25 protein-coding genes, 1 tRNA gene, 1 riboswitch and 1 other annotated feature are annotated in these 26,821 nt (G+C 44.1%); of the genes, 2 read left to right on the top strand and 24 right to left on the bottom strand.

Annotation, left to right across the window (positions count from 1 at the left end; translation table 11 throughout):
• Window positions 1-39: 39 nt before the first annotated feature.
• The 15 genes from tadA to rpoB all read right to left on the bottom strand — a co-directional run bounded on the left by tadA (window position 40) and on the right by rpoB (window position 14,541).
• Entirely contained in the window at window positions 40-573 is a 534-nt protein-coding gene (tadA, locus tag ACSYSR_RS03540; RefSeq protein ID WP_489816125.1) for a tRNA adenosine(34) deaminase TadA, read from the bottom strand.
• Window positions 566-1,183: a class I SAM-dependent methyltransferase gene (locus ACSYSR_RS03535; protein WP_489816126.1), complete on the bottom strand. Its 618-nt coding sequence runs from the start codon at window positions 1,181-1,183 to the stop codon at window positions 566-568. The genes tadA and ACSYSR_RS03535 overlap by 8 nt, the downstream gene beginning before the upstream one ends.
• A gap of 74 nt (window positions 1,184-1,257) precedes the next feature.
• Window positions 1,258-1,626, bottom strand: a complete 369-nt coding sequence (gene rplL / locus ACSYSR_RS03530; RefSeq protein ID WP_047974795.1) for a 50S ribosomal protein L7/L12 — start codon at window positions 1,624-1,626, stop codon at window positions 1,258-1,260.
• Between the two features lie 50 nt (window positions 1,627-1,676).
• Window positions 1,677-2,195: a 50S ribosomal protein L10 gene (gene rplJ, locus ACSYSR_RS03525; protein ID WP_489816127.1), complete on the bottom strand. Its 519-nt coding sequence runs from the start codon at window positions 2,193-2,195 to the stop codon at window positions 1,677-1,679.
• 22 nt (window positions 2,196-2,217) lie between these two features.
• Window positions 2,218-2,337, bottom strand: a sequence feature (ribosomal protein L10 leader region).
• Window positions 2,338-2,373: 36 nt separating this feature from the next.
• A complete protein-coding gene (gene rplA / locus ACSYSR_RS03520) occupies window positions 2,374-3,066 on the bottom strand; it encodes a 50S ribosomal protein L1 (protein ID WP_252773362.1) in 693 nt (230 codons plus the stop codon).
• Window positions 3,066-3,530 (bottom strand): 50S ribosomal protein L11, encoded by a 465-nt coding sequence (gene rplK / locus ACSYSR_RS03515; RefSeq protein WP_047974798.1) that lies wholly within the window; start codon window positions 3,528-3,530, stop codon window positions 3,066-3,068. The genes rplA and rplK overlap by 1 nt, the downstream gene beginning before the upstream one ends.
• A gap of 162 nt (window positions 3,531-3,692) precedes the next feature.
• Window positions 3,693-4,262, bottom strand: a complete 570-nt coding sequence (gene nusG / locus ACSYSR_RS03510; protein ID WP_047974799.1) for a transcription termination/antitermination protein NusG — start codon at window positions 4,260-4,262, stop codon at window positions 3,693-3,695.
• Between the two features lie 93 nt (window positions 4,263-4,355).
• Window positions 4,356-4,532: a preprotein translocase subunit SecE gene (gene secE, locus ACSYSR_RS03505; RefSeq protein ID WP_252773361.1), complete on the bottom strand. Its 177-nt coding sequence runs from the start codon at window positions 4,530-4,532 to the stop codon at window positions 4,356-4,358.
• Window positions 4,533-4,543: 11 nt separating this feature from the next.
• Window positions 4,544-4,693: a 50S ribosomal protein L33 gene (gene rpmG / locus ACSYSR_RS03500; protein WP_252773360.1), complete on the bottom strand. Its 150-nt coding sequence runs from the start codon at window positions 4,691-4,693 to the stop codon at window positions 4,544-4,546.
• A gap of 53 nt (window positions 4,694-4,746) precedes the next feature.
• Window positions 4,747-5,313, bottom strand: coding sequence for an RNA polymerase sigma factor (locus tag ACSYSR_RS03495; RefSeq protein WP_489816128.1), 567 nt, complete (start codon window positions 5,311-5,313; stop codon window positions 4,747-4,749).
• A 45-nt stretch (window positions 5,314-5,358) separates the two neighbouring features.
• The gene (gene rlmB / locus ACSYSR_RS03490; RefSeq protein ID WP_252773358.1) at window positions 5,359-6,108 is read right to left on the bottom strand and encodes a 23S rRNA (guanosine(2251)-2'-O)-methyltransferase RlmB; all 750 of its coding nucleotides are present in this window, start codon (window positions 6,106-6,108) and stop codon (window positions 5,359-5,361) included.
• Window positions 6,101-6,511 carry a Mini-ribonuclease 3 gene (locus ACSYSR_RS03485; RefSeq protein ID WP_252773357.1) on the bottom strand — a complete coding sequence of 137 codons (411 nt, stop codon included), beginning with the start codon at window positions 6,509-6,511 and terminating at the stop codon, window positions 6,101-6,103. Before ACSYSR_RS03485 ends, rlmB begins: the two co-directional genes overlap by 8 nt.
• A 191-nt stretch (window positions 6,512-6,702) precedes the next feature.
• Window positions 6,703-7,152 carry a hypothetical protein gene (locus tag ACSYSR_RS03480; RefSeq protein ID WP_489816129.1) on the bottom strand — a complete coding sequence of 150 codons (450 nt, stop codon included), beginning with the start codon at window positions 7,150-7,152 and terminating at the stop codon, window positions 6,703-6,705.
• Between the two features lie 94 nt (window positions 7,153-7,246).
• Window positions 7,247-10,900 carry a DNA-directed RNA polymerase subunit beta' gene (gene rpoC / locus ACSYSR_RS03475; RefSeq protein ID WP_252773355.1) on the bottom strand — a complete coding sequence of 1,218 codons (3,654 nt, stop codon included), beginning with the start codon at window positions 10,898-10,900 and terminating at the stop codon, window positions 7,247-7,249.
• 23 nt (window positions 10,901-10,923) lie between these two features.
• The gene (rpoB, locus tag ACSYSR_RS03470) at window positions 10,924-14,541 is read right to left on the bottom strand and encodes a DNA-directed RNA polymerase subunit beta (RefSeq protein ID WP_252773354.1); all 3,618 of its coding nucleotides are present in this window, start codon (window positions 14,539-14,541) and stop codon (window positions 10,924-10,926) included.
• Window positions 14,542-15,611: 1,070 nt separating this feature from the next.
• Between rpoB and ACSYSR_RS03465 the strand changes: the two genes are divergently transcribed.
• Entirely contained in the window at window positions 15,612-16,202 is a 591-nt protein-coding gene (locus ACSYSR_RS03465; RefSeq protein WP_489816130.1) for an HTH domain-containing protein, read from the top strand.
• A 103-nt stretch (window positions 16,203-16,305) separates the two neighbouring features.
• On the opposite strand, the gene ACSYSR_RS03460 is transcribed toward ACSYSR_RS03465, so the two are convergent.
• The 3 genes from ACSYSR_RS03460 to trpS all read right to left on the bottom strand — a co-directional run bounded on the left by ACSYSR_RS03460 (window position 16,306) and on the right by trpS (window position 19,811).
• Window positions 16,306-17,757 carry an amino acid permease gene (locus ACSYSR_RS03460; RefSeq protein ID WP_252773352.1) on the bottom strand — a complete coding sequence of 484 codons (1,452 nt, stop codon included), beginning with the start codon at window positions 17,755-17,757 and terminating at the stop codon, window positions 16,306-16,308.
• Between the two features lie 94 nt (window positions 17,758-17,851).
• Window positions 17,852-18,023, bottom strand: a riboswitch (Lysine riboswitch).
• Window positions 18,024-18,042: 19 nt separating this feature from the next.
• Window positions 18,043-18,663, bottom strand: a complete 621-nt coding sequence (locus ACSYSR_RS03455) for a hypothetical protein (protein ID WP_489816131.1) — start codon at window positions 18,661-18,663, stop codon at window positions 18,043-18,045.
• A 131-nt stretch (window positions 18,664-18,794) separates the two neighbouring features.
• Complete coding sequence (trpS, locus tag ACSYSR_RS03450) at window positions 18,795-19,811, bottom strand: tryptophan--tRNA ligase (RefSeq protein ID WP_252773350.1); 1,017 nt, start codon at window positions 19,809-19,811, stop codon at window positions 18,795-18,797.
• A 130-nt stretch (window positions 19,812-19,941) separates the two neighbouring features.
• On the opposite strand from trpS, the gene ACSYSR_RS03445 reads away from it, so the two are divergent.
• A complete protein-coding gene (locus tag ACSYSR_RS03445) occupies window positions 19,942-20,922 on the top strand; it encodes a ketopantoate reductase family protein (protein WP_252773349.1) in 981 nt (326 codons plus the stop codon).
• Window positions 20,923-21,071: 149 nt separating this feature from the next.
• Here ACSYSR_RS03445 and ACSYSR_RS03440 read toward each other — a convergent pair.
• The 6 genes from ACSYSR_RS03440 to atpA all read right to left on the bottom strand — a co-directional run bounded on the left by ACSYSR_RS03440 (window position 21,072) and on the right by atpA (window position 26,810).
• Window positions 21,072-21,143 (bottom strand) — tRNA-Glu (locus tag ACSYSR_RS03440).
• Window positions 21,144-21,239: 96 nt separating this feature from the next.
• Window positions 21,240-22,232, bottom strand: a complete 993-nt coding sequence (locus tag ACSYSR_RS03435) for an aggregation-promoting factor C-terminal-like domain-containing protein (RefSeq protein ID WP_489816132.1) — start codon at window positions 22,230-22,232, stop codon at window positions 21,240-21,242.
• 218 nt (window positions 22,233-22,450) lie between these two features.
• The gene (locus ACSYSR_RS03430) at window positions 22,451-22,894 is read right to left on the bottom strand and encodes a F0F1 ATP synthase subunit epsilon (RefSeq protein ID WP_489816133.1); all 444 of its coding nucleotides are present in this window, start codon (window positions 22,892-22,894) and stop codon (window positions 22,451-22,453) included.
• Between the two features lie 11 nt (window positions 22,895-22,905).
• A complete protein-coding gene (gene atpD, locus ACSYSR_RS03425; RefSeq protein ID WP_252773346.1) occupies window positions 22,906-24,306 on the bottom strand; it encodes a F0F1 ATP synthase subunit beta in 1,401 nt (466 codons plus the stop codon).
• Window positions 24,307-24,372: 66 nt separating this feature from the next.
• Window positions 24,373-25,284 carry a F0F1 ATP synthase subunit gamma gene (locus tag ACSYSR_RS03420; RefSeq protein WP_252773345.1) on the bottom strand — a complete coding sequence of 304 codons (912 nt, stop codon included), beginning with the start codon at window positions 25,282-25,284 and terminating at the stop codon, window positions 24,373-24,375.
• An 11-nt stretch (window positions 25,285-25,295) separates the two neighbouring features.
• Window positions 25,296-26,810 carry a F0F1 ATP synthase subunit alpha gene (gene atpA / locus ACSYSR_RS03415; RefSeq protein WP_252773344.1) on the bottom strand — a complete coding sequence of 505 codons (1,515 nt, stop codon included), beginning with the start codon at window positions 26,808-26,810 and terminating at the stop codon, window positions 25,296-25,298.
• Window positions 26,811-26,821: the final 11 nt, after the last annotated feature.

Here is a 26,821-nt window from a genome sequence, read left to right as displayed (position 1 = left end):
GCATTTCCAAGAAGAAAAATCAGTCTAAAAACCTGACGGTTACTCACTTTCAGCCAACTTTTTCAATGTTTTGGCAGCCCGTTTTTTCGCTTTTTGCTTTTGTCGAATTTCTTGAAAAAAGGCCTTCAATAAAGCCTTGGATTGATCAGCCTTCACACCAACATAAGTTTTTACTTGATGGTTTAACCGCTTGTCCTCAAAGACATTATATAAAGATGATACAGCACCAGCCTTTTGATCCTGGGCACCATAATAGACCAATGGAATCCGAGCATTAATGATGGCTCCCGCGCACATCAGGCAGGGCTCTAAGGTCACAAAAAGTGCTGTATTTTCGAGCCGCCACGTACCGAGCTCCTGATTTGCCCGGTTGATGGCCAATAATTCAGCATGGCTACTGGCTTCTTGGTCGATTTCCCGCCGGTTTGAACCGGTCGCAATCACCTGTCCATCTTTGACAATTACAGCACCAATCGGTACCTCACCAATTTCACCAGCCTGTTTCGCCTCTGCTATGGCAATATCCATAAAATAAGCCACTTGTTCAGAGCTTAAAGTTGGAATTTCAGCCATGCACCGCCTCCAAGACATAGTAGCCCTTATTTTTACCTACAATCGAAACGTTATCAAAAACAGCTTCGAGATTCTTTTGAGCAGATGGTGCGCCCTGCTTTTTTTGCAAAACGGCTAGGAGCTTACCACCTGGTAGTAGATAGTTTTTGGCTTCCTGGAGCATTGCTGTCACCACTGGCTTACCAGCGCGAATTGGCGGATTGACCAAAATTAACGCATATTGATCCTGAACACCCTCATAAATATTGGACTGAAAAACTTTCACTTGGCTACCCACTCCGTTTTTGTTGGCATTCTTTTGGGCCAAATCAAGGGCTCGCTGATTGACGTCGACCATATCAACATTTTTGTTCAGCGCCTTAGCAATAGCAATCCCCACTGGACCGTAACCGGTGCCCAAATCCAAGATACGACCAGCTGGAAAATCAGTTTTGGCCGCGACAGCAAGCATCGTCCGTGTCCCAAAATCAACCGTTCTTTTGGAAAAAACACCAGCATCGGTCGTGAAATGCAAATTATTACCTAAAAGTTCAAAATCAAAATCTTGATAATCATGAGCTGCATCTGGTTGTGCCGTAAAGTATTGTTCACCTGAAATTTTTTCCGTCATGCGTTGTTGTCCTCTGTTCTTATTTTACTAAAATATGTACAAAAAAAGAGCCTCTAAAGGCCCTTTTTCTAGGATTACTTCAAAGTAACTGATGCGCCAGCTGCTTCCAAAGCTTCCTTCAATTCGTTAGCATCGGCTTCAGCAACGCCTTCCTTAATAACAGAAGGTGCGTTGTCAACCATGTCCTTAGCTTCCTTCAAGCCAAGACCAGTAGCTTCACGAACTGCCTTGATAACCTTAACCTTAGCAGTACCTGCTGAAGTCAATTCTACGTCGAAGTCTGACTTGGCAGCTGCGCCATCGGCACCAGCAGCACCAGCAGCGGCTACAGGAGCAGCAGCTGAAACGTCAAATTCTTCTTCGATAGCTGAAACCAAGTCAGCCAAGTCCAAAATTGTTGCATCCTTCAATGATGCGATAATCGCGTCTTTATCAAAAGCCATGATTAATTCCTCCAATTAGTTTTTAAATAGTTTGTAATTTATAGTTATGCTTATTCAGCAGCTGGAGTAGCTTCTTCAGCTTCCTTCTTTTCCTGCAATGCCTTAACAGCATAAGCGAAGGAACGGATAGGGAACTGGAATTCGGCCATCAACTGACCAAGCAAACCTTCGTGAGAAGGCAATGAAGCGTACTTGTTAATTTCATCAACACCAGCAATACTTCCGTCAACAACACCACCCTTAATAACGAGCTTGTCATTTTCGTCAGCAAACTTCTTCAAAATGCGAGCTGGGGCAACAGCATCGTCGTTTGAAAAGGCAACGGCTGATGGGCCAGCAAACAAATCGTTCAGTTCTTCGAAACCAGCTTCCTTAGCAGCACGTTCCAAAACCTTGTTCTTGATAACTTCCAAGACAACGCCTTCTTCACGCAACTGTGAACGCAAGTCGGTTGATTCGGCAACAGTCAAACCACGTGGGTTGACAACAACAGCGGCTGAAGCAGCCTTAAATTGATCGGCAACTTCTGAAACCTTCTGTGCTTTGATTGCAATAGCTTGTTCACTCATATGAAATTCTCCTTTCAAAGATTTTTTTGCAAAAGAAACCCGCCTGCAAAAGACAGACGGGTAAAGTTAATTGATTAACTTCCTCGGCAGGATATTAAGGTGCAAGCACCACCTGAGTCTTAGGCAAAATTGATTTTATTTACTTATTTATCTTAGCAGTTTTCAGCTAGACTGTCAATTAAAGAGAAGCCAAGTCCAAGGTAACTGCAGGACTCATTGTTGAAGACAAAGCAACGTTTGAAACGTAAGTTCCCTTAACAGCTGCAGGACGAGCCTTCAAAACAGTCTCAGCAATTGACTTAATGTTTTCAGCCAACTTTGCATCGTCAAATGATACACGACCAACAGTAACGGCAACGTTTCCGTCACGGTCAGTACGATAAGTCACTTGACCACCCTTAGCATCTGAAACAGCCTTGGTAACATCCATGGTTACAGTTCCAGTCTTTGGGTTTGGCATCAATCCCTTAGGACCCAATGCGCGACCAACGCGACCAACTTGTGCCATCATGTCAGGAGTTGCCACAGCAACGTCAAAGTCTAACCAACCGTCTTGGATGCGTTGAACCAAGTCAGCAGCACCAACAACGTCAGCACCGGCAGCTTCGGCTTCCTTTGCCTTGTCGCCTTGAGCAAAGACAACAACTGTCTTGTCCTTACCAGAACCGTTAGGCAAAACAACAGCACCACGGAGTTGTTGATCAGCTTGACGAGTGTCAACGTTCAACTTGAAAGTAACTTCAACTGAAGCGTCGAACTTTGCGTATGAAACTTCCTTTAACAAAGAAATTCCGTCTGCCAATGCGTAAGCCTTTTCAGCTTCAACCTTAGCAGCAGCTTCTAAATACTTCTTACCATGCTTTTGTGTCATTATTCTGCGTCCTCCTTGATTGCTGTTCCTTCAACAGTCAAGTCCACACCGTCGACCGTAACACCCATTGAACGGGCTGTTCCTTCGATCATCTTCATGGCTGCTGTTACGTCGTTGGCATTCAAATCTGCCATCTTGTTTTCAGCAATTGCACGAATTTGGTCCAAGGTTACGTTACCGGCCTTAGTACGGTTAGGTTCACCAGAACCCTTACCAACAATCTTCCGCAATTGGTCAGCTGCTGGTGGAGTCTTAGTAACGAATTCGAATGATCGATCATCGAAAACTGAGATTTCGACAGGGATTGTTGAACCAGCTTGGTCAGCAGTCCGTGCGTTAAATTCCTTAGTGAACTGTGCGATGTTAATACCGGCTTGTCCCAAGGCAGGTCCAACTGGTGGAGCTGGAGTTGCTTTGGCAGCGGCAATTTGCAGTTTCACAACATTGATAACTTTTTTAGCCACGATATATTTCCTCCTCGTGTTGTGGTAGAGCGCAGCTTCAGTGCTGCTTCCACGCATGTCTTTGACATACCAGATTAGTATATCAAAAAAAACGTCCCAAGTAAAGGACGTTTTTTCTTTAAACCCAACAACAAAGGCATTTGTACTCGGTCTAAACTCTAATTAAAAATTTGTATCGATATCGTTGAAGCCAAGTTCTGTTGGCGTTTCACGACCAAAGACCTCAACTGTTGCTTCAACTTCTTGCTTTTCATTGTCAATGGCACGGACAATTCCTTCCATCCCGTTAAATGGACCAGCAACAATCTTGATTGTTTGACCAACTTCGATATCCAAATCAACAGTGGCTTGACCAGTCATTCCCATGCGCTTCATCAACAATTCAACTTCTTCAGGCAACAAAGAGTTTGGCTTTGATCCGGCTCCGTGAGAACCCAAGAATCCGGTAACACCTGGCGTGTTACGAACAACATACCAAGCTTCATCAGTCATATTACCATCTTGTGGAGTGGCCATTTCAACCAAGACATAGCCAGGGAAATCATTTTCGATGGAAGTCTTCACTTCACCATCTTGAACAGTCGAAACTTCTTGTTCTGGCACCAAAATCCGGAAAATTTGATTGGCCATTCCCATTGTTTGTGTTCGTGATTCCAAGTTTGCTTGAACCTTGTGTTCGTAACCTGAATATGTGTGGACAACGAACCAAGCTTTTTCGATTTCTTCAGTCATGGTTATTTCGGGCAAATGCCCTTCCTCCTTGAATTGCAAATAAAAAAGAGTCCGCTGACTCTTCTAACTGCCTTTAGTATACTATATTCCGACTTATCGTGCCAAGAACAAATTGACACCTTGTTGCAAAAGCCAATCTGATGCACCAATAATGACGGCAAAAACGATTGAGATACTAATAACAGCAACCGTTTCTTTTGTTGTTTGTTCCATTGACAACCAAGAAACTTTGCGCATTTCTGCAGCGACATTTTTAAAGTATGTAATCATGGTTCACTACCTCACTTTGTTTCTCGGTGGAGCGTATGCTTTTTGCAATGGGGACAAAACTTTTTGACGCTCAAGCGCTCTACCCGCCCCTTTGCCAGGGTAACGGTATAATTTCTTGATCCACAGACCTCACAGGCCAATGATGCTTTTTGACTTGGCATAAAGTTACCTCACTAACTAGCATCATAGCATCTTTAGGCCTGCTTTTCAACATTCACTCATAGAGCCGCCGCAAATAAGCCTGCTTCAACCGGTATTGCACCCTAGTAACTTGATGACTCGATTCATGTGGTTGCAATAAAATTCGCCCATCACCAATCAGAAAACTAATAATATGAGCAACTTCACCTTTGCGAAAGTTTAAAACTTCCGCTAGAGTTTCACGGGCAATACATTGTTGTTCCGGGGTTCCCGTCGGTTCAGCAACCACAACAGGCAAATCCTGGCTGGCATCAAAACGTGTCATCGCACGGTTAAACTGCTCCTGCTTTGTATTTTGCTTCCGAATATAGTCAATCGCCCGATTACGTAAAGCAGCCATTAAGTATGTTGAAAACTTTGCCCGAGCCTTTTGCACATCATAACGTCTTAGGCAGTGCAACATGGCTTCGAGAGCATCCGCTTCCCAATCATCTGCGCGACAAACATTCGTCAAATAGTTACCGTAGACCAGCCATACCATGCCCACATGACGACGATAGAGGGTCACAAAAGCCTCTTCATCACCCTGTTGCGCTAGGAGCACTTCGTGGCTCCCTTCCCGTAATGGTCTTCTTTCCATCAAAAAAGCCTCCTTTAGCGGGGGGCTTTGTGAACACAAGGCCCCTTAAAGAGGGTGCCTTGAACTATATCCTTGATAGATCAATAAACTAGCAGCCACACTGGCATTCAACGATTGAACATGACCAATCATTGGAATGGTTAACATACCATCAACCTGTTTTTTCAGTAAGGGTGAAATTCCTTTCCCTTCATTTCCAATAACCAGGGCCGTAGCACCTTTGGCATCCCATGTCCGATAATCTTGTCCGGCCATGTCAGTACCAAAGATCCAAACGCCACGTTCTTTCAATGTCTTAACTGTTTGCACCAAATTCGTCACGCGACAAACCGGGACGTGCTCAATTGCACCTGTAGAACTTTTCGCCACCGTTCCCGTCAGTTGCACTGCTCGACGCTTGGGGATAATGACACCATGAACACCAGCAGCATCAGCCGTTCGCAAAATTGATCCTAAGTTATGGGGATCCTCAATTTCATCCAAAATCAGGAAAAAAGGATCCTCATTTTTACTCTGAGCCTTGTCAAACAAGTCATCTAGACTAGCATAAGTAAAGGCAGCCACTGACAAAACCAAGCCCTGGTGATTACCCCCATCGGCTAACTCATCCAACTTTGCCTTGGGCGCTTGTTGGATAACAATGCCCTGTTGCTTAGCTAATTGGCTCACTTCCCGCTCTACTTTTGGCTGCAAACCAGGCTGTAACCACAGCTTGTTGATTGCTGTTTTCTGTTTTAAAGCCTCAACAACGGCATGGTGACCGTAAATAAAGGCTGGTGCTTGCTCATTAGACATTGTTCGTTCTCCCGCTTTCCACTTGGTCGAAAATCCATTCCATCATCGTTTGTAAACGCTCTTCTTGATTAGACAAGTACAAGTAACCAATCATTGCTTCCACACCAGTTGAAATCCGGTATGCCACAACATTGGTATTTTTAGCCTTGGTATATGACTTGGCATTGCGACCACGCTTAAAATAAGTTAACTCATTCTCACTGAGCAATTGATCATCTTCCATCAATTGGTACAAGGCGGCGTGCGCTTTGGCCGAGACATAGTGCCGTGACTTTTTTTGTAAGTCGTTCACTTTCGTTAATCCCATGGCAACCAGGTGATTGCGGACTGTTAATTCATAAATCGCATCACCGATGTAAGCTAAAGACAGCCCATTCATCTGTTTATAGTCAAGTTGTTCCATTCAATATCTCTTTCAGTTTTGGCTCAACTAGGCTAGCGACACCTAGACAGTACCAATTTTGTTAGCTCTCAACAAGTAATCAGGCTAATCTTGTCCTGATTTTACAAAATTAAGGCCTCAATAACATTTCTTGCAAAAGGCAAAACACTCGCCTCAGTCGAAAATTCGCTGACTGATAACGAGTGATTGACTTAGCGCCTATTCTTTTCTCGCCGCATTCCCTGCACCATTCGAATCGTCCACATGGACAAAAAACCAACGATGATGGCCGCAATCAAATGAGTCGCAATTTCACCTTGCTTTTGAATTGGCCAAAATAAAAGCGAAATAATCATCAAAACAGTAGCCGTAATCATGGCCTGTTTCCATTGCGACCAAGTGGTCACCTGGTATTGGTTATGAGGAATCGATTGTGGAAACAAACGAAATTGGATTTGTTCACCAATTGGACTAAATGCGACAACGTAAAGGACCGCAAAAAAATAAACAAACCAATTTTGATTATAGGCTTCGTTCCCAGTTTTAATGCGGACCAACAACAAAACTAATAGGAGCACTGTCGGGATGATCACCATTGCCCAAAGTTGTTTTTTATTCAGCTTTTGGATCCAATCAATCCAGTCAATCTTTACTTTTTTCATGGTCGCCTCGTTTTTAAATCTACTCCTAGTCTACCCTACTCAGGGACTTTGAACAATAAAAAAACCAGCTTTCGCTGGTTTTCCCTTGATTCTTTTAGTCTTGACCATCAATTGTTTGGGCAACCTGGTCCAAAGATTGAATGTCTTTTTCTTCGGGTTGGTCAACAACTTCACCAACAACTTCTGGCTTAATCTTACGATATTCAGCCATTCCAGTACCGGCAGGGATAATCTTACCAATGATAACATTCTCCTTCAAACCGACAAGTGGATCGTTCTTGCCACGGATAGCAGCATCCGTCAAGACACGCGTTGTTTCTTGGAATGAGGCAGCTGACAAGAATGAGTTAGTCTCCAAGGCAGCCTTTGTAATTCCAAGCAAAACAGGACGAGCAGTTGCGGGAACCTTACCAGCAAACAAAGCTGGTTCGTTAGCCCGCTTGAAGTCCGCAATATCCATCAAAGTTCCAGGCAACAAATCCGTCTGACCTGGATCCATGACACGTACCTTACGCAACATCTGACGAATCATCACTTCGATGTGCTTATCAGAAACTTCAATTCCCTGCAAACGATAAACCTTTTGGATTTCTGACAACATGTATGATTCAGCAGTCAACGTATCTGTTACGGCCAATAATTCCTTTGGATCAATTGGTCCTTCATTAATCGCATCACCACGGTTAATCATGTCGCCTTCACCAAAGCGCATCCGAGCAGCCAAAGGCAAGGTGTAAGTCCGGGTATCCGTCTCACCTTCAATTGTGACTTCCTTTGTACGTTCGGCTGGGTTTTCCTCAATCGTGGTAACCTTACCAGTTACTTCAGAAATTTCAGCACGTCCCTTAGGAATACGAGCTTCAACAATTTCCTGCACACGAGGCAAACCTTGTGTAATATCGTTTCCACCGGCAACACCACCCGTGTGGAAGTTACGCATGGTCAACTGCGTACCAGGTTCTCCGATTGATTGAGCGGCAACAGTACCAACGGCTTCACCAACTTCGACTTCTTCACCAGTAGCCAAGTTCCGGCCATAATCCAAGACAGAAACGCCGTGTTCCGTCGTTGATGTAAAGACAGAGCGAATCGTGACTTCTTCAATACCGGCAGCATCAATCTTCTTAGCGGCATCTTCATCAATCATTTCGTTGCGAGCAACAATCTTTTCACCAGTTTCTGGGTCAAAGACAGTCTTCATAGCATAGCGACCAAGAATTCGGTCGTACAATGGTTCAACCACTGAGCTACCATCAACGATTGCCTTAACAGCCACACCACGATCAGAACCGTTGTCGTATTCACGAACAATAACGTCCTGAGCAACATCAACCAAACGACGAGTCAAGTAACCTGAGTTGGCCGTCTTCAAGGCCGTATCAGACATACCCTTACGAGCACCGTGGGTTGAGATAAACATTTCCATCACAGTCAAACCATCACGGAAGTTTGAGGTAACTGGCAATTCGATAATCTTACCACCAGGCCCGGCCATCAAACCACGCATTCCAGCCAACTGAACGAAGTTCGAGATGTTACCACGAGCACCTGAATCCTGCATCATGTAGATTGGGTTACGAGTGTCGAAAGTAGCCATCAATTCGTCTTGGATAACATCCTTAGCCTTTGACCAGATATCAATAACACGTTGGTAACGTTCTGAATCTGTAATCAAACCACGACGGAATTGCTTCGTTACTTGTTCAACTTCGGCGTGTGCATCAGCCAAAATCTTTGGCTTGTCAGCCAATTCAGTTACATCGGTCATCGCAACCGTCAAACCAGATTGCGTTGAAATGTCATAGCCCAAGTCCTTCATGCGATCCAAAAGCAATGACGTTTCCGTCACCTTGTAACGCTTGTAGACTTCAGCGATGATATCAGACAAGAAGCCCTTCTTGAATGGCTTAATGATTTCACGGTCAGCTAAAAATTCGTGAATGTTTTCCCCTGGTTCCATAAAGAAGTCATCGGAAACTCCCTGGAAATTATCATCAGATGGTTCATTGATGAATGGGAATTCAACTGGCAAGATTTCATTGAAAATCAATTTACCAACTGAGGTGACCATGATCTTTGACCGTTGGTCATCAGTAAATGGCTTCTTTTCTGAAAATGAAGAAGTTTGAATACCAACACGAGTTTGGTAGTGCACTAGCTTGTTAGCAAAAGCAATCCGAGCTTCATCAATCGATGAGAAAATCATGCCTTCACCTTCACGACCAGCTTCTTCAGTCGTCAAGTAATAGTTACCAATCACCATATCCTGTGAAGGAGCAACGATTGGCTTTCCGTCCTTGGGTGCCAAGATGTGACCAGCAGCCAACATCAACAACCGGGCTTCCGCTTGCGCTTCATCAGACAAAGGCACGTGAATGGCCATCTGATCACCATCGAAGTCGGCATTATACGCTTCACAGATCAATGGGTGCAAACGCATCGCCTTTCCTGAAACCAAAACCGGTTCAAAGGCCTGAATTCCAAGACGGTGCAATGTCGGTGCTCGGTTCAAAAGCACTGGGTGTTCCTTGATAACGTCTTCCAAAACGTCCATGACGTCTTCGTCGGCCTTATCAATCTTACGCTTAGCTGATTTAACGTTGCCAGCAAGGCCACGCTTTGTCAATTCGCGCATGATAAATGGACGGAACAATTCAATTGCCATTGGACGTGGCAATCCCATTTGGTTCATCTTCAAGAACGGACCAACATCGATAACAGAACGTCCTGAGTAATCAACACGCTTACCCAACAAGTTCTGACGGAACCGGCCTTGCTTTCCCTTCAACATGTGAGACAAAGACTTCAAAGGACGGTTACCAGGACCAGAAACGGGACGGCCACGACGACCGTTATCCATCAAGGCATCAACAGCTTCTTGCAACATCCGCTTTTCATTTTGAACAATGATTCCTGGAGCATGCAAGTCAAACAAACGCTTCAAACGGTTGTTACGGTTGATAACACGACGATACAAATCGTTCAAATCAGATGTGGCAAAACGGCCACCTTCCAATTGAACCATCGGACGCAAGTCAGGTGGGATAACCGGGATAACATCCATCACCATCCACTCTGGCTTGTTGTCTGATTGCAAGAAGGCTTCAATAATGTCCAAACGACGAACCGCGCGCACACGCTTTTGGCCTGTTGCTTCTTGTAATTCATGCTTCAAGGCATCAGCTTCACCGGCCAAATCAACACTGGCCAACAGTTCCTTGACAGCTTCAGCACCCATGCCAGCCTTAAAGTTTGCACCGAATTCCTTCTTGTAATCACGGTACTCACGTTCAGTAAGCAATTGCTTCTTTTCAACAGGAGCATCCCCTGGGTCAACAACGACATAAGAAGCAAAATAGATCACTTCTTCCAATGATCGTGGTGACATGTCCAAGACCAATCCCATTCGTGATGGAATTCCCTTGAAGTACCAGATATGGGTAACTGGGGCAGCTAATTCAATGTGACCCATGCGTTCACGACGAACCTTGGCAGAAGTAACTTCAACACCACAGCGGTCACAAACGATTCCCTTATAACGGATCCGCTTATACTTTCCACAAGCACATTCGTAATCCTTTGTTGGGCCAAAGATTCGTTCATCGAACAAACCATCTTTTTCAGGCTTAAGAGTACGATAGTTAATCGTTTCTGGCTTCTTGACTTCCCCATGAGACCAGTCATGGATTTGATCAGGTGAGGCCAGACCGATTTGCATACTCTCGAATTTATTAACATCGATTGCCATCTATTCGGTCACCTTTCTTTTAATTATTCTTGTTCATCAGTAGAGTTTTGACCAGCGTCTTCTTCTACCTTATCAAAGGCTACCTTAACTTCTTCATCATCGCGGTTAAGCAAATCAGGGTTCGTACGGGCCAACTTTTCCAAAGCATCAACTGGTAAGACTGAATCGTCTTCATCCATCTGCTTCAATTGAACGGCTTCACCTTCTTGGTCCAAGACACGCATATCCAGACCTAAGGCTTGCAATTCCTTCACCAGGACACGGAATGATTCTGGCACACCAGGCTTAGGGATTGCGTCACCCTTGATGATTGATTCATAAACCTTTACACGACCAGCAACATCATCCGACTTGTAAGTCAAGATTTCTTGCAAGGTGTAGGCAGCACCATAGGCTTCCAAAGCCCAAACTTCCATTTCTCCGAAACGCTGTCCACCAAATTGGGCTTTTCCACCCAATGGCTGTTGCGTAACAAGAGAGTAAGGGCCGATTGAACGGGCGTGAATCTTGTCGTCGACCATGTGGGCCAACTTCATATAGTGCATAACACCAACGGCAACACGCTTATCAAAGGCTTCACCAGTTTGTCCGTCATAAACAACAGACTTACCATCTTGTGGCAAACCAGCTTCAGCCAATGCTTCTTCGATTTCATCGTCTGAAGCACCATCGAAGACAGGGGAAGCAACGTGGATGCCCAACTTCTTAGCGGCAAATCCCAAGTGCAGTTCCAAAACCTGCCCAATGTTCATACGTGATGGCACACCCATGGGTGACAACAAGATGTCGATTGGTGTTCCATCAGGCAAGTAAGGCATGTCTTCTTCAGGAACAACGACTGAAACAGTACCCTTGTTTCCGTGACGACCGGCCATCTTGTCACCGACTTGAATCTTACGCTTCTGAGCGATGTAAACACGAACCATCATGTTAACACCTGGAGCCAATTCATCACCATTTTCAGGTGTGTAGATACGAACGGATTGAACCACTCCGCCACCACCGTGGGGAACCTTCAAAGAAGTATCGCGAACTTCGCGGGCCTTTTCTCCAAAGATAGCATGTAGCAAACGTTCTTCGGCTGACAAATCAGTCACACCCTTTGGTGTTACCTTACCAACCAGGATGTCACCATCCTTAACCTCGGCACCAACACGGATAATTCCGTTTTCGTCCAAGTCCTTCAACTGTTCTTCACCAGTATTAGGAATTTCACGTGTGATTTCTTCAGGGCCGAGCTTCGTATCACGAGCCTCTGAATCATATTCTTCGATGTGAATTGATGTATAAACGTCTTCACGAACCAAACGTTCGTTCAAGACAATGGCATCTTCGAAGTTATAACCATGCCAAGTCATAAAGGCAATCACTGGGTTTTGTCCAAGGGCCAGTTCACCCTTTTCCATTGATGGACCATCTGCCAAAATCTGGTCATCATCGATTTGTTCCCCGACCTTAACAATTGGCTTTTGGTTATAGTTCTTACCACCGTTTGAACGGCGGAACTTCATCAACTCGTAGGTATCCAATTGACCATCTTCACGACGGACACGGATTTCCTTGGCATCAACATATTCAACTTCACCTGCTGCAGTTGAGATAATGGCAGCACCAGAATCGTGGGCAGCCTTATATTCAACACCAGTACCAACGATTGGCGCATGTGGGTCAAGCAAAGGCACGGCCTGACGCTGCATGTTGGCACCCATCAAAGCACGGTTGGAATCATCGTTTTCCAAGAAAGGAATAACCGACGTTCCGACTGAAACAACCTGCTTTGGCGAAACATCGACATAGTCAATCTTTTCGATTGGCGTTTCGATGTTTTCTTCACCGTAACGGGCCATGGCAGTCTTATGAACAAATGAGCCATCGTCTTCCAATTCCGTGTTGGCTTGGGCAACGATATAGTTATCTTCTTCATCGGCCGTCAAATAATCAATCTTTTCGGTAACCTTATGAGTTCCCCAATCAACACGGCGGTATGGCGTTTCAATAAAGCCATACTTGTTGATTCGACCATAAGTGGCCAAAGAGTTGATCAAACCAATGTTAGGACCTTCGGGCGTTTCAATTGGGTCAATTCGACCATAGTGTGTATAGTGAACATCTCGAACTTCGACACCGGCACGATCACGAGTCAATCCACCAGGACCAAGGGCTGACAAACGACGCTTGTGGTTCATTTCACCCAATGGGTTCGTCTGATCCATGAACTGTGACAACTGTGATGAACCGAAGAATTCCTTCACTGCTGCAACAACTGGACGAATGTTAATCAATTGCTGTGGCGTAACAGTCGCAGCATCTTGAATTGACATCCGTTCGCGAACAACTCGTTCCATTCGCGTCAAACCAATACGGAACTGATTTTGCAACAATTCCCCAACAGAACGAATGCGACGGTTTCCCAAGTGATCGATGTCATCAACTTGACCAACCCCTTCTTGCAAGTTCATGAAGTAGTTCATTCCTGCCAAGATGTCAGCTGGGCGAACATTATGCTCGTCTTCAGGCAAGTGACCGTTGCCAATCAAAAGCAAAGTCTTGTCTGGATTTTCGGGTGATTCAATCTTAATCTTTTGCAAAACCACTTCGTCTTGTAAGACAGCATCACCAGATGGTGTATAAGTAACTGTCTTAAAGTCTTCCCGATCCAAGAATGGTGCCAACTTGGCCATCACAGCCTTATCAACAAGCGTTCCCTTTTCAGCAATAATTTCACCAGAATCAGGGTCGGCCAATGTTTCAGCCAAAGTCTGGTTAAGCAAGCGTGTCTTCAATGACAACTTCTTGTTGATCTTGTAGCGACCAACTGGTGCCAAATCATAACGTTTTGGATCAAAGAAACGAGCAACCAACAAAGCACGTGATGAGTCGGCCGTCTTTGGTTCGCCTGGACGCAAACGCTCGTAAATGTCCTTCAATGATTCTTCAACACGGGAATCAGACATGTTCTTGTGAACATCCTTTTCCAAAGTCATGTTCAAGGCGTCGTAACCGTCTGAGAAGATATCAATAATATCCGAATCTGAACCAAAGCCAAGGGCACGAACCAATTCCGTCATCAACAACTTACGCGTCCGGTCGATACGAACGTTGGCAATTCCCTTTGCGTCTGTTTCGTATTCCAACCAAGCACCACGGTTGGGGATAACTGTTGTCCCGAAGTGTGGGCGACCATTCTTGTCAGCTTCTTGGTTGTAATAAATTCCAGGTGAGCGAACCAATTGTGAAACAATTACTCGTTCGGCACCGTTAATGATGAACGTTCCCTGTTCAGTCATCAATGGAAAGTCACCAAAGAAGACGTCTTGTGACTTGATTTCACCGGTTTCATGGTTTGTCAAACGCAACGTCACGTGCAATGGTGCTGAGTAGTTCGCATCGTGTTCACGAGCTTCATCGATGTTGTACTTTGGTTCCATCAATTGATAGTCCACGTACTCCAAAGACAAGTTACCCTGGAAGTCTTCGATTGGCATGATGTCGTTAAACATCTCCTTGATTCCTTCATCTAAGAACCATTGGTAGGATGCCAGTTGTACCTCGATCAAATTTGGAAGATCCAGCACTTCTTTAATGCTGGCATATGACCGGCGGGTACGATATTTACCATAATTTACTAAATGTCCTGCCACAGTATCACCTCGTCTGTTATTCACTGTTTACTAGGGAAAATATTACAATTTGATTACAATTTGCGAAATCAAGCCCTTATTTCGGCCAATAAGGCACAAAAAAAGCAAGCCACGTTTTTGTCGCCAAGAGCGGGCATTGCCTGATATAAGGGCGTTGAGTGGACAAGAGATCACCAACTGCCATATTTATTTACAGTGTTTCTGATTACTATTGTACCCACTATCAAAGAAAAAAGCAAGACCCAAACTTGCCTCAAATCGAGTTCGCCTCTGCTTTTAAAGGTAGTGAGCGTCGCGATTAGCTCTTTCAGCATATTCTGCATGGATAATCCAATGATCAACTAAAGCCACTGTCAGCGTTCGAGTGATAGACCCCGTTCTGTTTGAAACCGGTGGACTATCATTACTTCACCAAGCTTGTTAAGGTTTTTACGAAACACCCGCTATACGAAAAGTGGCCGTTTCTGTCAATTAGCGTCAAGACCACCTTCTTTAAGGAACAGCCAGAATTGTTATTAAAAAAGTTAAATCCGCCTCAATCCGTATTTTCAATAAATCAAAAAAGATAAATATTGAAACTGATTGCTCGATAAGCTTGTCCCCAAGACAACAAAAAGAATAAGATTGGCCGCTCTCATCTTCGACCAATCTTATTCTTGAAAAATATTTTGTTGTGGACTTCCAAACCTATGTATACTTGCAGTTCACCAATTACTGACTTGCTAATCAACAAAGTTATTCACCTTAAAAGGACCAGGGAGTTTTATCGTTGCCCCAACCGGACCTTTCATCTCTCACCAATGCAGATTAAGTGAAACGACGCACGGACATCACGCGGACCGCTCTGTCTCTTGGCAAAGTCTCTCCTCTTTGCTCTAAAACAAAAGACATAGCAGTGTCACAACAGTTACATTTTACCGAGTTTTGTCCTCTTTTTTCAAGGGATTTTGGTTGTCAGGTGTTAACCTCACCCATCAAACTATGTTGAAAAAGACCATTTTGGTGGTCACTGAGATGGTATAATGTTCAATAATCCACAATATTAATTTTCACTTACCCGAAAGGACACCATGGAAAATCCCCAACCCGTGACAACCGAACGCATTTTTTACGCATACCTGAAGGTCGCCCGAGTCGCTGAGAGTACAAAAGATATTTCATTAGCCAAAATCGCTGAAGAATTAGGTGTCTCCAGACAAGCTATCTACAAAAATCATTTTCAAAATATTGAAGAACTAACGCAATCACTGCATTATTACGTTGATAATAAACCATACCAACAGTTAAAGTGTTTTGCCTTTCATGACAAAAACCGTTCTTTCAAAGAATTACTAAATTTTTTCGCTCAAAACGTTATCCCATCACTCTATGAAAAACATGAATTTCTCGGTGTTTTTTATTCAAAAGTCGCAGACCCAGCCTGGCGCCCCTACTTAAACCAACAGTACATCGACATGCTCATCCCCTACTTTGATGGTGCCAATGGTAACCAGCACGAGCTAACCTCAAAAACCCTTGCCGAGCTCACGATTAACCAAGTCATGGCCGCCATCAGCATCTGGCTTACTCAAGAAGAACCCGTTAAACCCGACATTTTTGCTAAACGTTTTATCTATCTTTTCTCAAATTCTATCCTTGATTTAGCCGAAATGAGCGACTAAGCCGTGAACTTTCACAAAAAGAGCTTCCACTTTAAAGTGGAAGCTCTTTTATTAATTAACAAACACAACTTACCCAAGCGAAGTCCGGCCGAATAACCGATTATTAATGTTCCGCCTTTGAGTCCAAATCAATCTCATCCAACGGAATCAACTTTGACTTCTTAACAATCTTATAGACAATATATGGAATCACGACAATTGGCACCGACAAATAAGTCATGCCAATCTTTTCCCAATCAAAGTGAATAAAGGAAGATGGATCTTGCAAAACAATCACCACGATTGACAAAACAATTGCTAAAACCGGACCAAATGGGAACCAGCGAGCCTTGTAAACCAACTTGTTCAAATCCTTACCCTGGCGAACATAAGCACGGCGGAAGCGCAAATGTGCTAAGGCAATGCCTAACCAAGCTATAAAACCTGACAAACCTGAGGCAGCAACCAACCAAGTGTAGGCTTCACTACCGCCCTTAATGTCTGACAAGAAAGCAAACATGCCAACAAAAACCGTCAACAATAGGGATGCCCAAGGGACACCAAACTTTGACAACTTAGAAAATACCTTTGGTGCCTGGCCCTTCTTGGCCAAGGCATATAAAGTCCGGTTGGCAGCATAAGTAGCTGAATTAGCAGCTGAAATAATCGATGTCAAGATAACCGCATTCATCAATGAAGCTGCAAAGGCAATGCCAGCATTCTTAAAGACAATCGTAAATGGTGAAACTGTGATGTCATTGTTATTAGCAGCTGACAACAAATTGGGATCCTTGTAATAAACCAAAGCAGAAATCACAAAAATCGCTCCGATATAGAACAACAAGATTCGCCAAAAGACTGAGTTAATCGCCTTTGGTACTGATTTTGACGGGTCCTTTGCTTCACCGGCAGTAATTCCCACCATTTCCGTTCCCTGAAATGAAAAACCAGCAACTAAGAATACTGATAAGACCCCTTGGAAACCACCAACAAAACCATGGTTCCCAACAGACAGGTTATGCATCACGTTTTGATTGGAGTGAATGACCCCAAAAATGGTCAAGACACCGACAGCCAAGAAGAAGACAATGGTCACAACCTTAATTGTTGATAACCAGAATTCTGTTTCACCAAAAGTCGAAACAGAAAAGAGATTAATCAAGAAAATCAACGCCAACACAATCGCTGAGAAAACCCAAGCCGGTACGTGGGGCAACCAAAACTGTGCAACCAAACCAACTGCTGAGACTTCAGCCGCAATGGTAATCGCCCAGTTAAACCAATAATTCCACCCGAGGGCAAAACCCATCGCTGGTTCAATAAAACGGTTTCCATATTCCGAAAACGAACCAGTAGTTGGCATATAGGTTGCCATTTCACCAAGGGAAGTCATCAGGAAGTAAACCATGACACCCATCACCAGGTAGGCAGTGATTGCCCCCATTGGCCCGGCTTGCGATACCGTTGCTCCAGAGGCCAAAAAGAGCCCCGTTCCAATTGATCCACCCAAGGCAATCATGGAGACATGACGTGTCTTCAATTCCTGCTGGATGGCATTTTGATCTTGTTCAGCCATTTGCATGACTCCTTCATATTAATTTCAAACAATAAAAAACCTGTTTTGTCACAAAACAAAACAGGCGGTAAATTCGTTCAATAATGATAGCAATGATTAGCAAAGCGCACCGTTAAAAACGACAGTCCGATGAATCTTCTTCACCGGCCCAAGGAGAATCTTTGGCCCAAAAATTTCCTTTCGGCAACAGCACCTTTCACCCTCATTCTTCGTCTTGGCCAGACTCCCCAGGGTTACTGATTTTCGTTGCGACCTCTTTGTTTGTTGTTCTTACCTTAACACAACCTAAATATCACCGTCAACTGCAAAAATAGCTAACCAACTTTTAACGTGCTTTAAGTAAACTCTAGCAGCTAAACGGAAGTAGGTATAGGCCAATAAGAAAGCACCCAGCACAGTGGTAAAGGACAAATCACTGCCCACCATTTTATTCCCAGCTAACACAATCCATGTCAACACAAAGACGGTTTGAATGGCTGTCTTGACCCAGTGAGCCACATGAAATCGACGAACCAGGATATTATCAAATTCAAAGAAAAACAAGGCCCACATTGCCAATGATAAATCAGGCATCGTTTGATCTAAGGTCAACCCATGATTCCAGGTCAAAAAGACCAGCGCCGACCAAATAATCATAGTGATAAAGAAAATCGTAGTCACGTTCAGCACCCACCAAGAGCCAATTTTAAAGCCCAAAGATCGAATAAAAAACGCCCAAAAAATATTGATTAACCAAATGAACCACAAGCTTCCCAACAAATTCGCAGGTCCTGCTAAAAATAAGAAATGACTAGCAATTTCTTGGGCAACAATGGCCAAAACAGTATCCATTAACTCCAAAAAACCACTATTGAAGCGCAGCATAATCGATAGAATAATAAAAAGTGCTAGAAAGCACTTTGACAAATATGGTCTCTTTTTTAATGGCGATATTAACACAAAACGGTCCTCTTCGATAACTAACATTCTTACCTAAAAGAGTTTACGTCATGTAATAAAAAAAAGCAAAGTGCAACCAACGCAATGAAGAATTATTTTTAATTAAAATAATTGATACCCATGGCTGTTCGAACCTCTTTCATGGTTTCTTCAGCCCTTTGGTTGGCTTTTTCTGAACCATCTTTCAACATGGCTAATACCTGATCCATATTTTGTGCGTACTCTAACCGACGTTCACGAATCGGTGCTAGTTCAGCTTCCATCACGTCTAATAGGTGCTTTTTGAGCTTCATATCACCTAAACCACCCGCTTGGTACTGTTCCTTTAGGTCTTGTACCCGACTTTGATCGTGGTCAAAAATATCTAAATAGGTAAAGACAACGTTTCCTTCAACATGTCCCGGATCCTCAACACGAATATGTGTTGGATCAGTATACATTGACTTGACCTTCTTAGCCAAGGTGTCTGGGTCATCAGAAAGGTAAATGCCATTATTCAAAGACTTCGACATCTTTGCATTTCCATCAATTCCTGGTAGGCGTCCTTGACCCTTTGGTGGAAAAACGCCTTCAGGCTCAACAAAGACATCTTTTTGATAAGCATTATTAAATGACCGCACTAATTCGCGCGTTTGTTCAATCATCGGTTTTTGATCATCACCAACCGGGACCTTTTTGGCCTTAAAAATCGTAATATCAGCAGCCTGGGAAACTGGATAGGTTAGGAAACCAGCGGGAATCCCTTCCCCGAAGCCCTTTTGCTGAATTTCGGTCTTGACTGTTGGATTACGCTCTAAACGTCCTAATGAAACCAAGTTCATAAAGTACATCGTTAATTCAGCTAAGCCTGGAATCTGGGATTGGACAAAAATGGTTGACTTCTTTGGGTCCAAGCCAACAGCCAAATAGTCCAAGGCAACTTCCGTCAATGATTGTCTGATTTTTTCAGGATTACGCGCATTATCCGTGAAGGCCTGGGTGTCGGCAATCATGATATAGGGGTCAAATTCCCCAGAATTTTGCATAGCCACTCGATTCTTCAATGATCCAATATAGTGACCGATATGTAGTTTTCCGGTTGGGCGATCACCAGTTAAGTAAATTTCTTTTTCCATGGCTTCTATTCTCTTTCTAGTTATTAACTCCTCTATTATAACGAAATCAAACTCGACTTGCAGGATTCTTGTTTTATTGTTATATTATGAGAAAAAGATTAGAATGTTTTCACACTAAGGGGGAATCAATATGAAATATGCTGTTGTGGGTGCAGGTGCGATGGGTCTTCGTTACGGTCTCTTATTGCAAGAAGAAGCAGGCCTCGACGTCGATTTTGTCGAGCCAACACAAGGTTCAGTCGACGTTATTAAAGCTCAAGGCGACGTAGTTTACCGATCGGTTAACCACGAAGACCGGACGCCAATTAAGGTGAATATCTATTCACCAGAAGAATACGAAAATACCCCAGATGTCTGGATTTTCTTTATGAAGCAAATGCAATTAGCAGATGCATTAAAGCGCTTGCAACCTAAGTTCCAAAAGGGGCAAACCGCTTTGGCTGCCATGAATGGCATGGGTCACATTGAGAAAATTCAAGAATACTTCGACGAAGAGCATATCATCGGTGGAACAGCTATGATTGCAACTATTTTGAACAACTTTGGTGATGTCGACTTTATTGGGGAAACAAGTTCTGTTTATGCAAACTTGACCCAAAAGCCATCCAAGGTCATGGATGAAGTGCAAAAAGATTTTCAAGCAGCCGGCTTGAACCCCTCTTATTCTGAAAACTTCATGGGAACATTGCTGACAAAGGTTACTTTCAACTCGGTAGAAAACTCAATCGCTACCATGTTCCAATCCCGGATGGGTCATTTGATCGAATACAAGGACTTCGTTTCAAAGATTGCTGCCCCACTTGTCGCAGAAGTTTATGCTGGTGCTAAGGCAGCCGGCATCGAATTGATTGAAACAGAACAGGAGATGTTGGAACAGGTCGATTACGTTTCCCGCGTTGGTAACCCACTCCACTTCCCTTCTATGTATCAAGACTTTGTGAAGGGACGTCCAACGGAAGTTGACTACATCAACGGCTACTTGGCTGATTTGGCCGAAAAGAACGGCGTACCAGCTCCTAACCAACGTTTGATTACCAACTTGGTCCATCTTGCCGAAGCAATGCGTGAATTTAACCCACCAGTTAATAAGCTTGTACAAGCAGAAAAGTAAAAAAATGATAGTCAAAAATCGCTGATAAAGACTGCTAGCGCATTGCTAAGCGAGCTTAAAAACTCCTTACCTTTGCCCTGCCACATCAGCGTTTTTTCTTTGCCTTTTAGACAACAAAAAAGCCGCAACCGAAGTTGCGACTTTAATAGTAGCTCGTGAGAGAATCGAACTCTCGATTCCGCCGTGAAAGGGCAGCGTCTTAGCCACTTGACCAACGAGCCATGGTCAGTTGTTGCTTGATATCTCTATCAAACAACTATATTAGTATATCAAGGTAAGACGCTTTCGTCAACACTTAAATCAATTTTTTTTGAATTTTAGTACCAACCGTACTGCAAATGATGGGCCAATGCTGCCTGTGCAGTCCCATAACGAGCAGCAATATAAGCTTTCATTGCTTGCAACTGATCTTGATAATCAGTTGAATTGCCACCATAGCGAGCGCGCAGAGTTGGAGATAATTGGCCAATTCCAAAGTAAATGCCGTTTGTAGCATTGACGTTACCACCAGATTCCTTCATGATGATTGTTTGAAGCGCCTGCTGTTCTGCTTGGTTATCATCCAAGGCATTATCTTGGACTACCTGGCTTTGCTGGCTAGAAACTGATGTCGGAGCCGCTTGCGATGCAGGTGCCTCTGAAACAACTGTCTGAGAACTAGCCGTTTGCGATGCAGGTGCCTCTGAAACAGCAACCTGTGAACTAGCCGTTTGCGATGCAGGTGCCTCTGAAACAACTGTCTGAGAACTAGCCGTCTGCGATGCAGGTGCCTCTGAAACAGCTGTCTGAGAACTAGCCGTCTGCGATGCAGGCGCCTCTGAAACGGCTGTCTGCGAACTGGCTGACTGGGATGCAGACGTTTGAGCGCTTTGCGAACTCGTCTGACTGCCACTCTTATTGATGGACAAAGTCTGTCCAACAAAAATTTGATTGGCATCCTTGATATTATTTTCTTGGGCCAATTGATCAACACTTGAACCAAACTTCTGCGCTAAAGTCCAGAGGTTATCCCCCGCTTGAACTTGGTAAGTATTTTCGGTCATTTGTGTTGTGGCATTTTGTGATGTGGTCTTTGTATTGGCAACACCGATAATCAATTCTTGCCCTTGATAAATTTTATCAACATTTTGAATTTGATTATCCGATGCCAACTGTGCCACCGTCGTATTAAAACGAGACGCTAATGCTGATAGCGTTTCGCCACTGGCAACTGTATGCTTTTGCACCTGATCGGCACTAACTGCATGTTGACCGGCTGCAACAGAACCAGCTAAACCAGCAGCGATTAATAATTGCTTTTTGACGTTCATATGACGCTCCTTTCTTTTTCTTGAGGCGAGAAAAAATCGATTATCTGCGCCTACTATGTCTCATGATAACCTTTTTGATGTAACAATGTTTTTAAAATTGTCATAAGAACTCATTAAGTCCAACTTTTACTGCTAAATCAGCTAGAACTCTACCCCGCTGATTTTTACTTTAAGCAACAAAAAAAGGAGTTAGCCAACAGCTAACTCCCTTTTTGATTTTAACGACCCGAACGAATTGAAGCAACATGAATACGGTTAACAGCACGCATCAAAGCGACGCGGGCCATATCCATTTCGTGTTGGTTTTTAACTTCTTGTGCATGACCCAAACGTGATTGCGCACGTTCCTTAGCACTTTCAGCACGGTTCACATCGATATTATCAGCAGTTTCTGCACTGTCGGCGATAACCGTCAACAGATTATTAGAAAACTCTGCCACGCCACCGTTAACGGCGAGTGACTTTTCTTGTTGGTCTTTTTTAACCAACATTTCGTCAATGGCCATGGCGGCCAAAATCGGTTCATGGCCGGCCATAATGCCCAGCTGTCCACCCTGTGTGTTAATCACAGCAATTTCAACTTGGTCTTGGTCGTAGACTTGGCCTTCAGGGGTCACAATCTTAACTGCGATTCCCCGTGAGTTTGTTTCTTCATCAGCCATGGATTACCCCCTTATTGGGCCATCGACTTGGCCTTATCAACCACTTGTTCGATAGCACCGACGTTACGGAAGGCATCTTCAGGCAAGTTATCATACTGACCGTTCAAGATTTCCTTAAATGAGCGAACAGTTTCTGAAACAGGAACATATTCACCCTTCACACCAGTAAAGGTTTCCGCAACTGAGAATGGTTGTGACAAGAAGAATTGGATACGACGAGCACGGTTAACAGTAACCTTCTCTTCGTCTGACAATTCATCCATACCCAAAATTGCAATAATATCTTGCAATTCACGGTAACGTTGCAAAGTCCTTTGCACTTCAGTAGCGACTTCGTAGTGTTCTTGCCCAACAACTTGTGGGTCCAAAGCAGAAGAAGTTGATGCCAAAGGATCAACGGCAGGATAAATACCCTGTTGTGTCAATGAACGTTCCAAGTTGGTTGTAGCATCCAAGTGGGCGAAAGTCGTTGCAGGCGCAGGATCAGTATAATCATCGGCTGGCACATAAACGGCTTGGATTGAAGTAACGGCACCCTTCTTAGTCGAAGTGATTCGTTCTTGCAAACGGCCCATTTCAGAAGCCAATGTTGGCTGGTAACCAACGGCTGAAGGAATACGACCCAAAAGGGCAGAAACTTCAGAACCAGCTTGCGTGAAACGGTAGATGTTATCGATAAAGAGCAAAACATCCTTACCTTCGTTATCACGGAATGATTCGGCCATCGTCAAACCAGTCAAGGCAACACGCATACGTGCACCAGGAGGTTCGTTCATCTGTCCATAAACCATGGCAGTTTGCTTCAAAACGCCAGATTCCTTCATTTCGTGGTACATGTCATTACCTTCACGGGTACGTTCCCCGACACCAGTAAAGACAGAAATACCATTATGCCCTTGAGCAATGTTGTGGATCAATTCTTGGATTAGAACAGTTTTCCCAACCCCGGCTCCACCGAAGAGCCCAATCTTTCCACCACGGATATATGGTGCCAGAAGATCAATAACCTTGATTCCTGTTTCCAAAATTTCCGTTGAAGTTGCAAGTTCATCAAATGCAGGAGCATCACGGTGAATGGGGTGGCGTACGACTGAAGAGTCGATTGCACCTGCATTATCCACCGGGTCACCCAACACGTTGAAAACTCGACCCAAAGTAGCTTCCCCTACGGGAACTTCAATGGGCTTACCGGTATCGGTCACGGCCATGCCGCGTTGCAATCCATCAGTTGAGTCCATGGCAATGGTACGGACAACCCCGTTTCCCAAAGCCAAAGAAACTTCAACCGTCAATGTTTTGTCAGATCCTAAATCAATCAACAAGGCGTTGTTGATTTCAGGAACAACTTGCCCTTCTTCAAAGGCAACATCAACAACTGGACCGATCACTTGTACGACTTTTCCAGTAGTCATCGTTGTTTCCTTTCAATTTCAAAGCTTTGCTGGCTATTTTAAGCCCGCAAAGATGCTGCGATTAGCTTATTCCAAAGCAACCAAGCCACCAGTAATTTCGGTGATTTCAGTCGTGATTTGTGCTTGACGTGCGCGGTTATATTGCAAACCTAACGTACCAATTAAATCGTCGGCTGAATCGGTTGCCGATGACATCGCCGTTGATGATGCGGCATGTTCCGCCGTCTTGGCATCCAACACGGCTTCAAAAACCAACGATTGGATGTATTGTGGTAAAACCACGTTCAAAACTGTAGTTGAATCCGGTTCGGAATCATAGGCTGATTGAACTTCAAAGTCCGCTGCCACGTCTTCGTGACTATCATCCATGTCTTCCAAAATATCCTTTGTCAATGGCAGTAATTGCGTGTTTCGTTGCTCTGATTCCAAACGATTCACAAAGTGATTGTAAACCAAATGCAATGAATCAAAGGCTTCCGCTTCATACAATGAAATGACCGTCTTTAACAGTTGGCGAATTTCATTGAAGGTTGGGACATCGGAAATACCTCGGTGTTCTAAGGCAATGGAGAAGCCACGTTGCTTGTAAAAATCAGCTCCGTTACCACCAATTGCTAAGATCACAGTATTTTCTTTAGTTAAGTTGTGCTTTTCCATCAAGGCGTTTGTCTTCTTGATGATGTTGGCGTTATAAGACCCAACTAAACCTCGGTCTGAGGTCACAAGCAAGATTCCCGTCTTCTTTACCGGCCGCTTAGCAACCATTGGCAAATGAGCAGAATCGACATTATCCAACACGTGCGCCTCAATTAAGTGGCCCACCACTGCCTTCAAACGGTTAGCATATTCATGGTAACCAGTTGCCGAATTTTGAATCTTACTAAGCTTTGCAGTTGAAACCAACTGCATTGCAGCTGTAATCTGCCGAGTCTTTTTTGTTGAGCCAATTCGCCGTTTAATATCTTGTAAAGAAGCCATGTTGCCTCCTTTTATTGGTCAACTGAGCCAGCAAAGCCATCCTTAAAGCTCTTCACTGCAGCATCCATCTTAGATTGGTCAGGCAAGTTCTTGGTCGTGACAATTTCGTCCAACAAGTCCTTTTGACTAGCATCCAAGTATGAAACGAATTCATCTTGGAAGCGTTGCAAATCTTCGATTGCCACGTCATCCAAGAAACTGTGTGTCAAAGCATACAAGACAAAGACTTGATGCTGAACAGACATAGGCGCGTGTAATGGTTGCTTCAAGATTTCAACAGTGCGCTTTCCACGACCCAACTTAGCTTGCGTTGCTGCATCCAAGTCAGAACCGAATTGAGCAAAGGACTCCAATTCACGGAAGGAAGCCAAGTCCAAACGCAAAGTTCCAGAAACCTTCTTCATTGCCTTAATCTGGGCATCCCCTCCAACACGGGAAACAGATGTTCCAGCATCGATGGCAGGACGAATACCGGCATAGAAGGAGTCGGCATCCAAGAAAATCTGGCCATCGGTGATTGAAATCACGTTAGTTGGAATATATGCAGAAACGTCACCACCTTGTGTTTCAATGATTGGCAAAGCAGTCATTGATCCACCACCGAGTTCGTCTGACAACTTGGCAGCACGCTCAAGCAAGCGTGAGTGCAAGTAGAAGACATCACCAGGGTAAGCTTCACGTCCAGGCGGACGACGCAAGATCAAAGATATCTCACGGTAGGCCGTTGCCTGCTTTGACAAATCATCAAAGACAATCAAGACGTGCTTACCGTTGTACATGAATTCTTCACCCATGGCTGCACCAGCATAAGGAGCCAAGTACAACAAAGCGGCAGCTTCAGATGGGCCGGCGTTAACAACAATCGTGTAATCCATTGCGCCCATCTTTTTCAAAGTTTCAACTTGTTCACGAACAGTTGAATCCTTTTGACCAATAGCGACATAAACAACAATCATGTCTTGGTCTTTTTGGTTCAAAATTGTGTCAATGGCGATTGAAGTCTTTCCAGTCTTACGATCACCAATGATCAATTCACGTTGTCCACGTCCGATTGGAACCAAGGCATCAATAGCTTTGATTCCAGTTTGCAAAGGTTCTGAAACGGACTTACGGTCCATAACACCAGGAGCCTTCACTTCAACCGGTCGTGTCTTCGTTGTTTTCAAGTCGCCTAATCCGTCAATTGGTTGTCCCAATGCGTTGACGACGCGCCCGATAAGTTCTTCACCAACTGGCACTTCCATGATGTGTCCAGTCCGCTTAACTGTATCACCTTGGCGGATGCCATCTGAACTACCCAAAACGATAATTCCGACTTCGCTCTCTTCCAAGTTTTGGACCATTCCAAATTCGCCGTTTGTAAATTCGACCAATTCACCAGAAAGGGCATTTGCCAAACCAGTAGCTCGTGCAATTCCATCTCCGATATAGGTAACAGTACCAATTTCTTCTACAGTCAGTTTTGTGTCGAACTTTTCGAGCTGCTGCTTAATTAAAGCAGAAATTTCTTCAGCTTGAATCGCCATGTCTTTTCCTC

The organism is Fructobacillus sp. ESL1096 (assembly GCF_058511985.1).
This window is presented reverse-complemented; position numbering and strand designations above follow the sequence as displayed.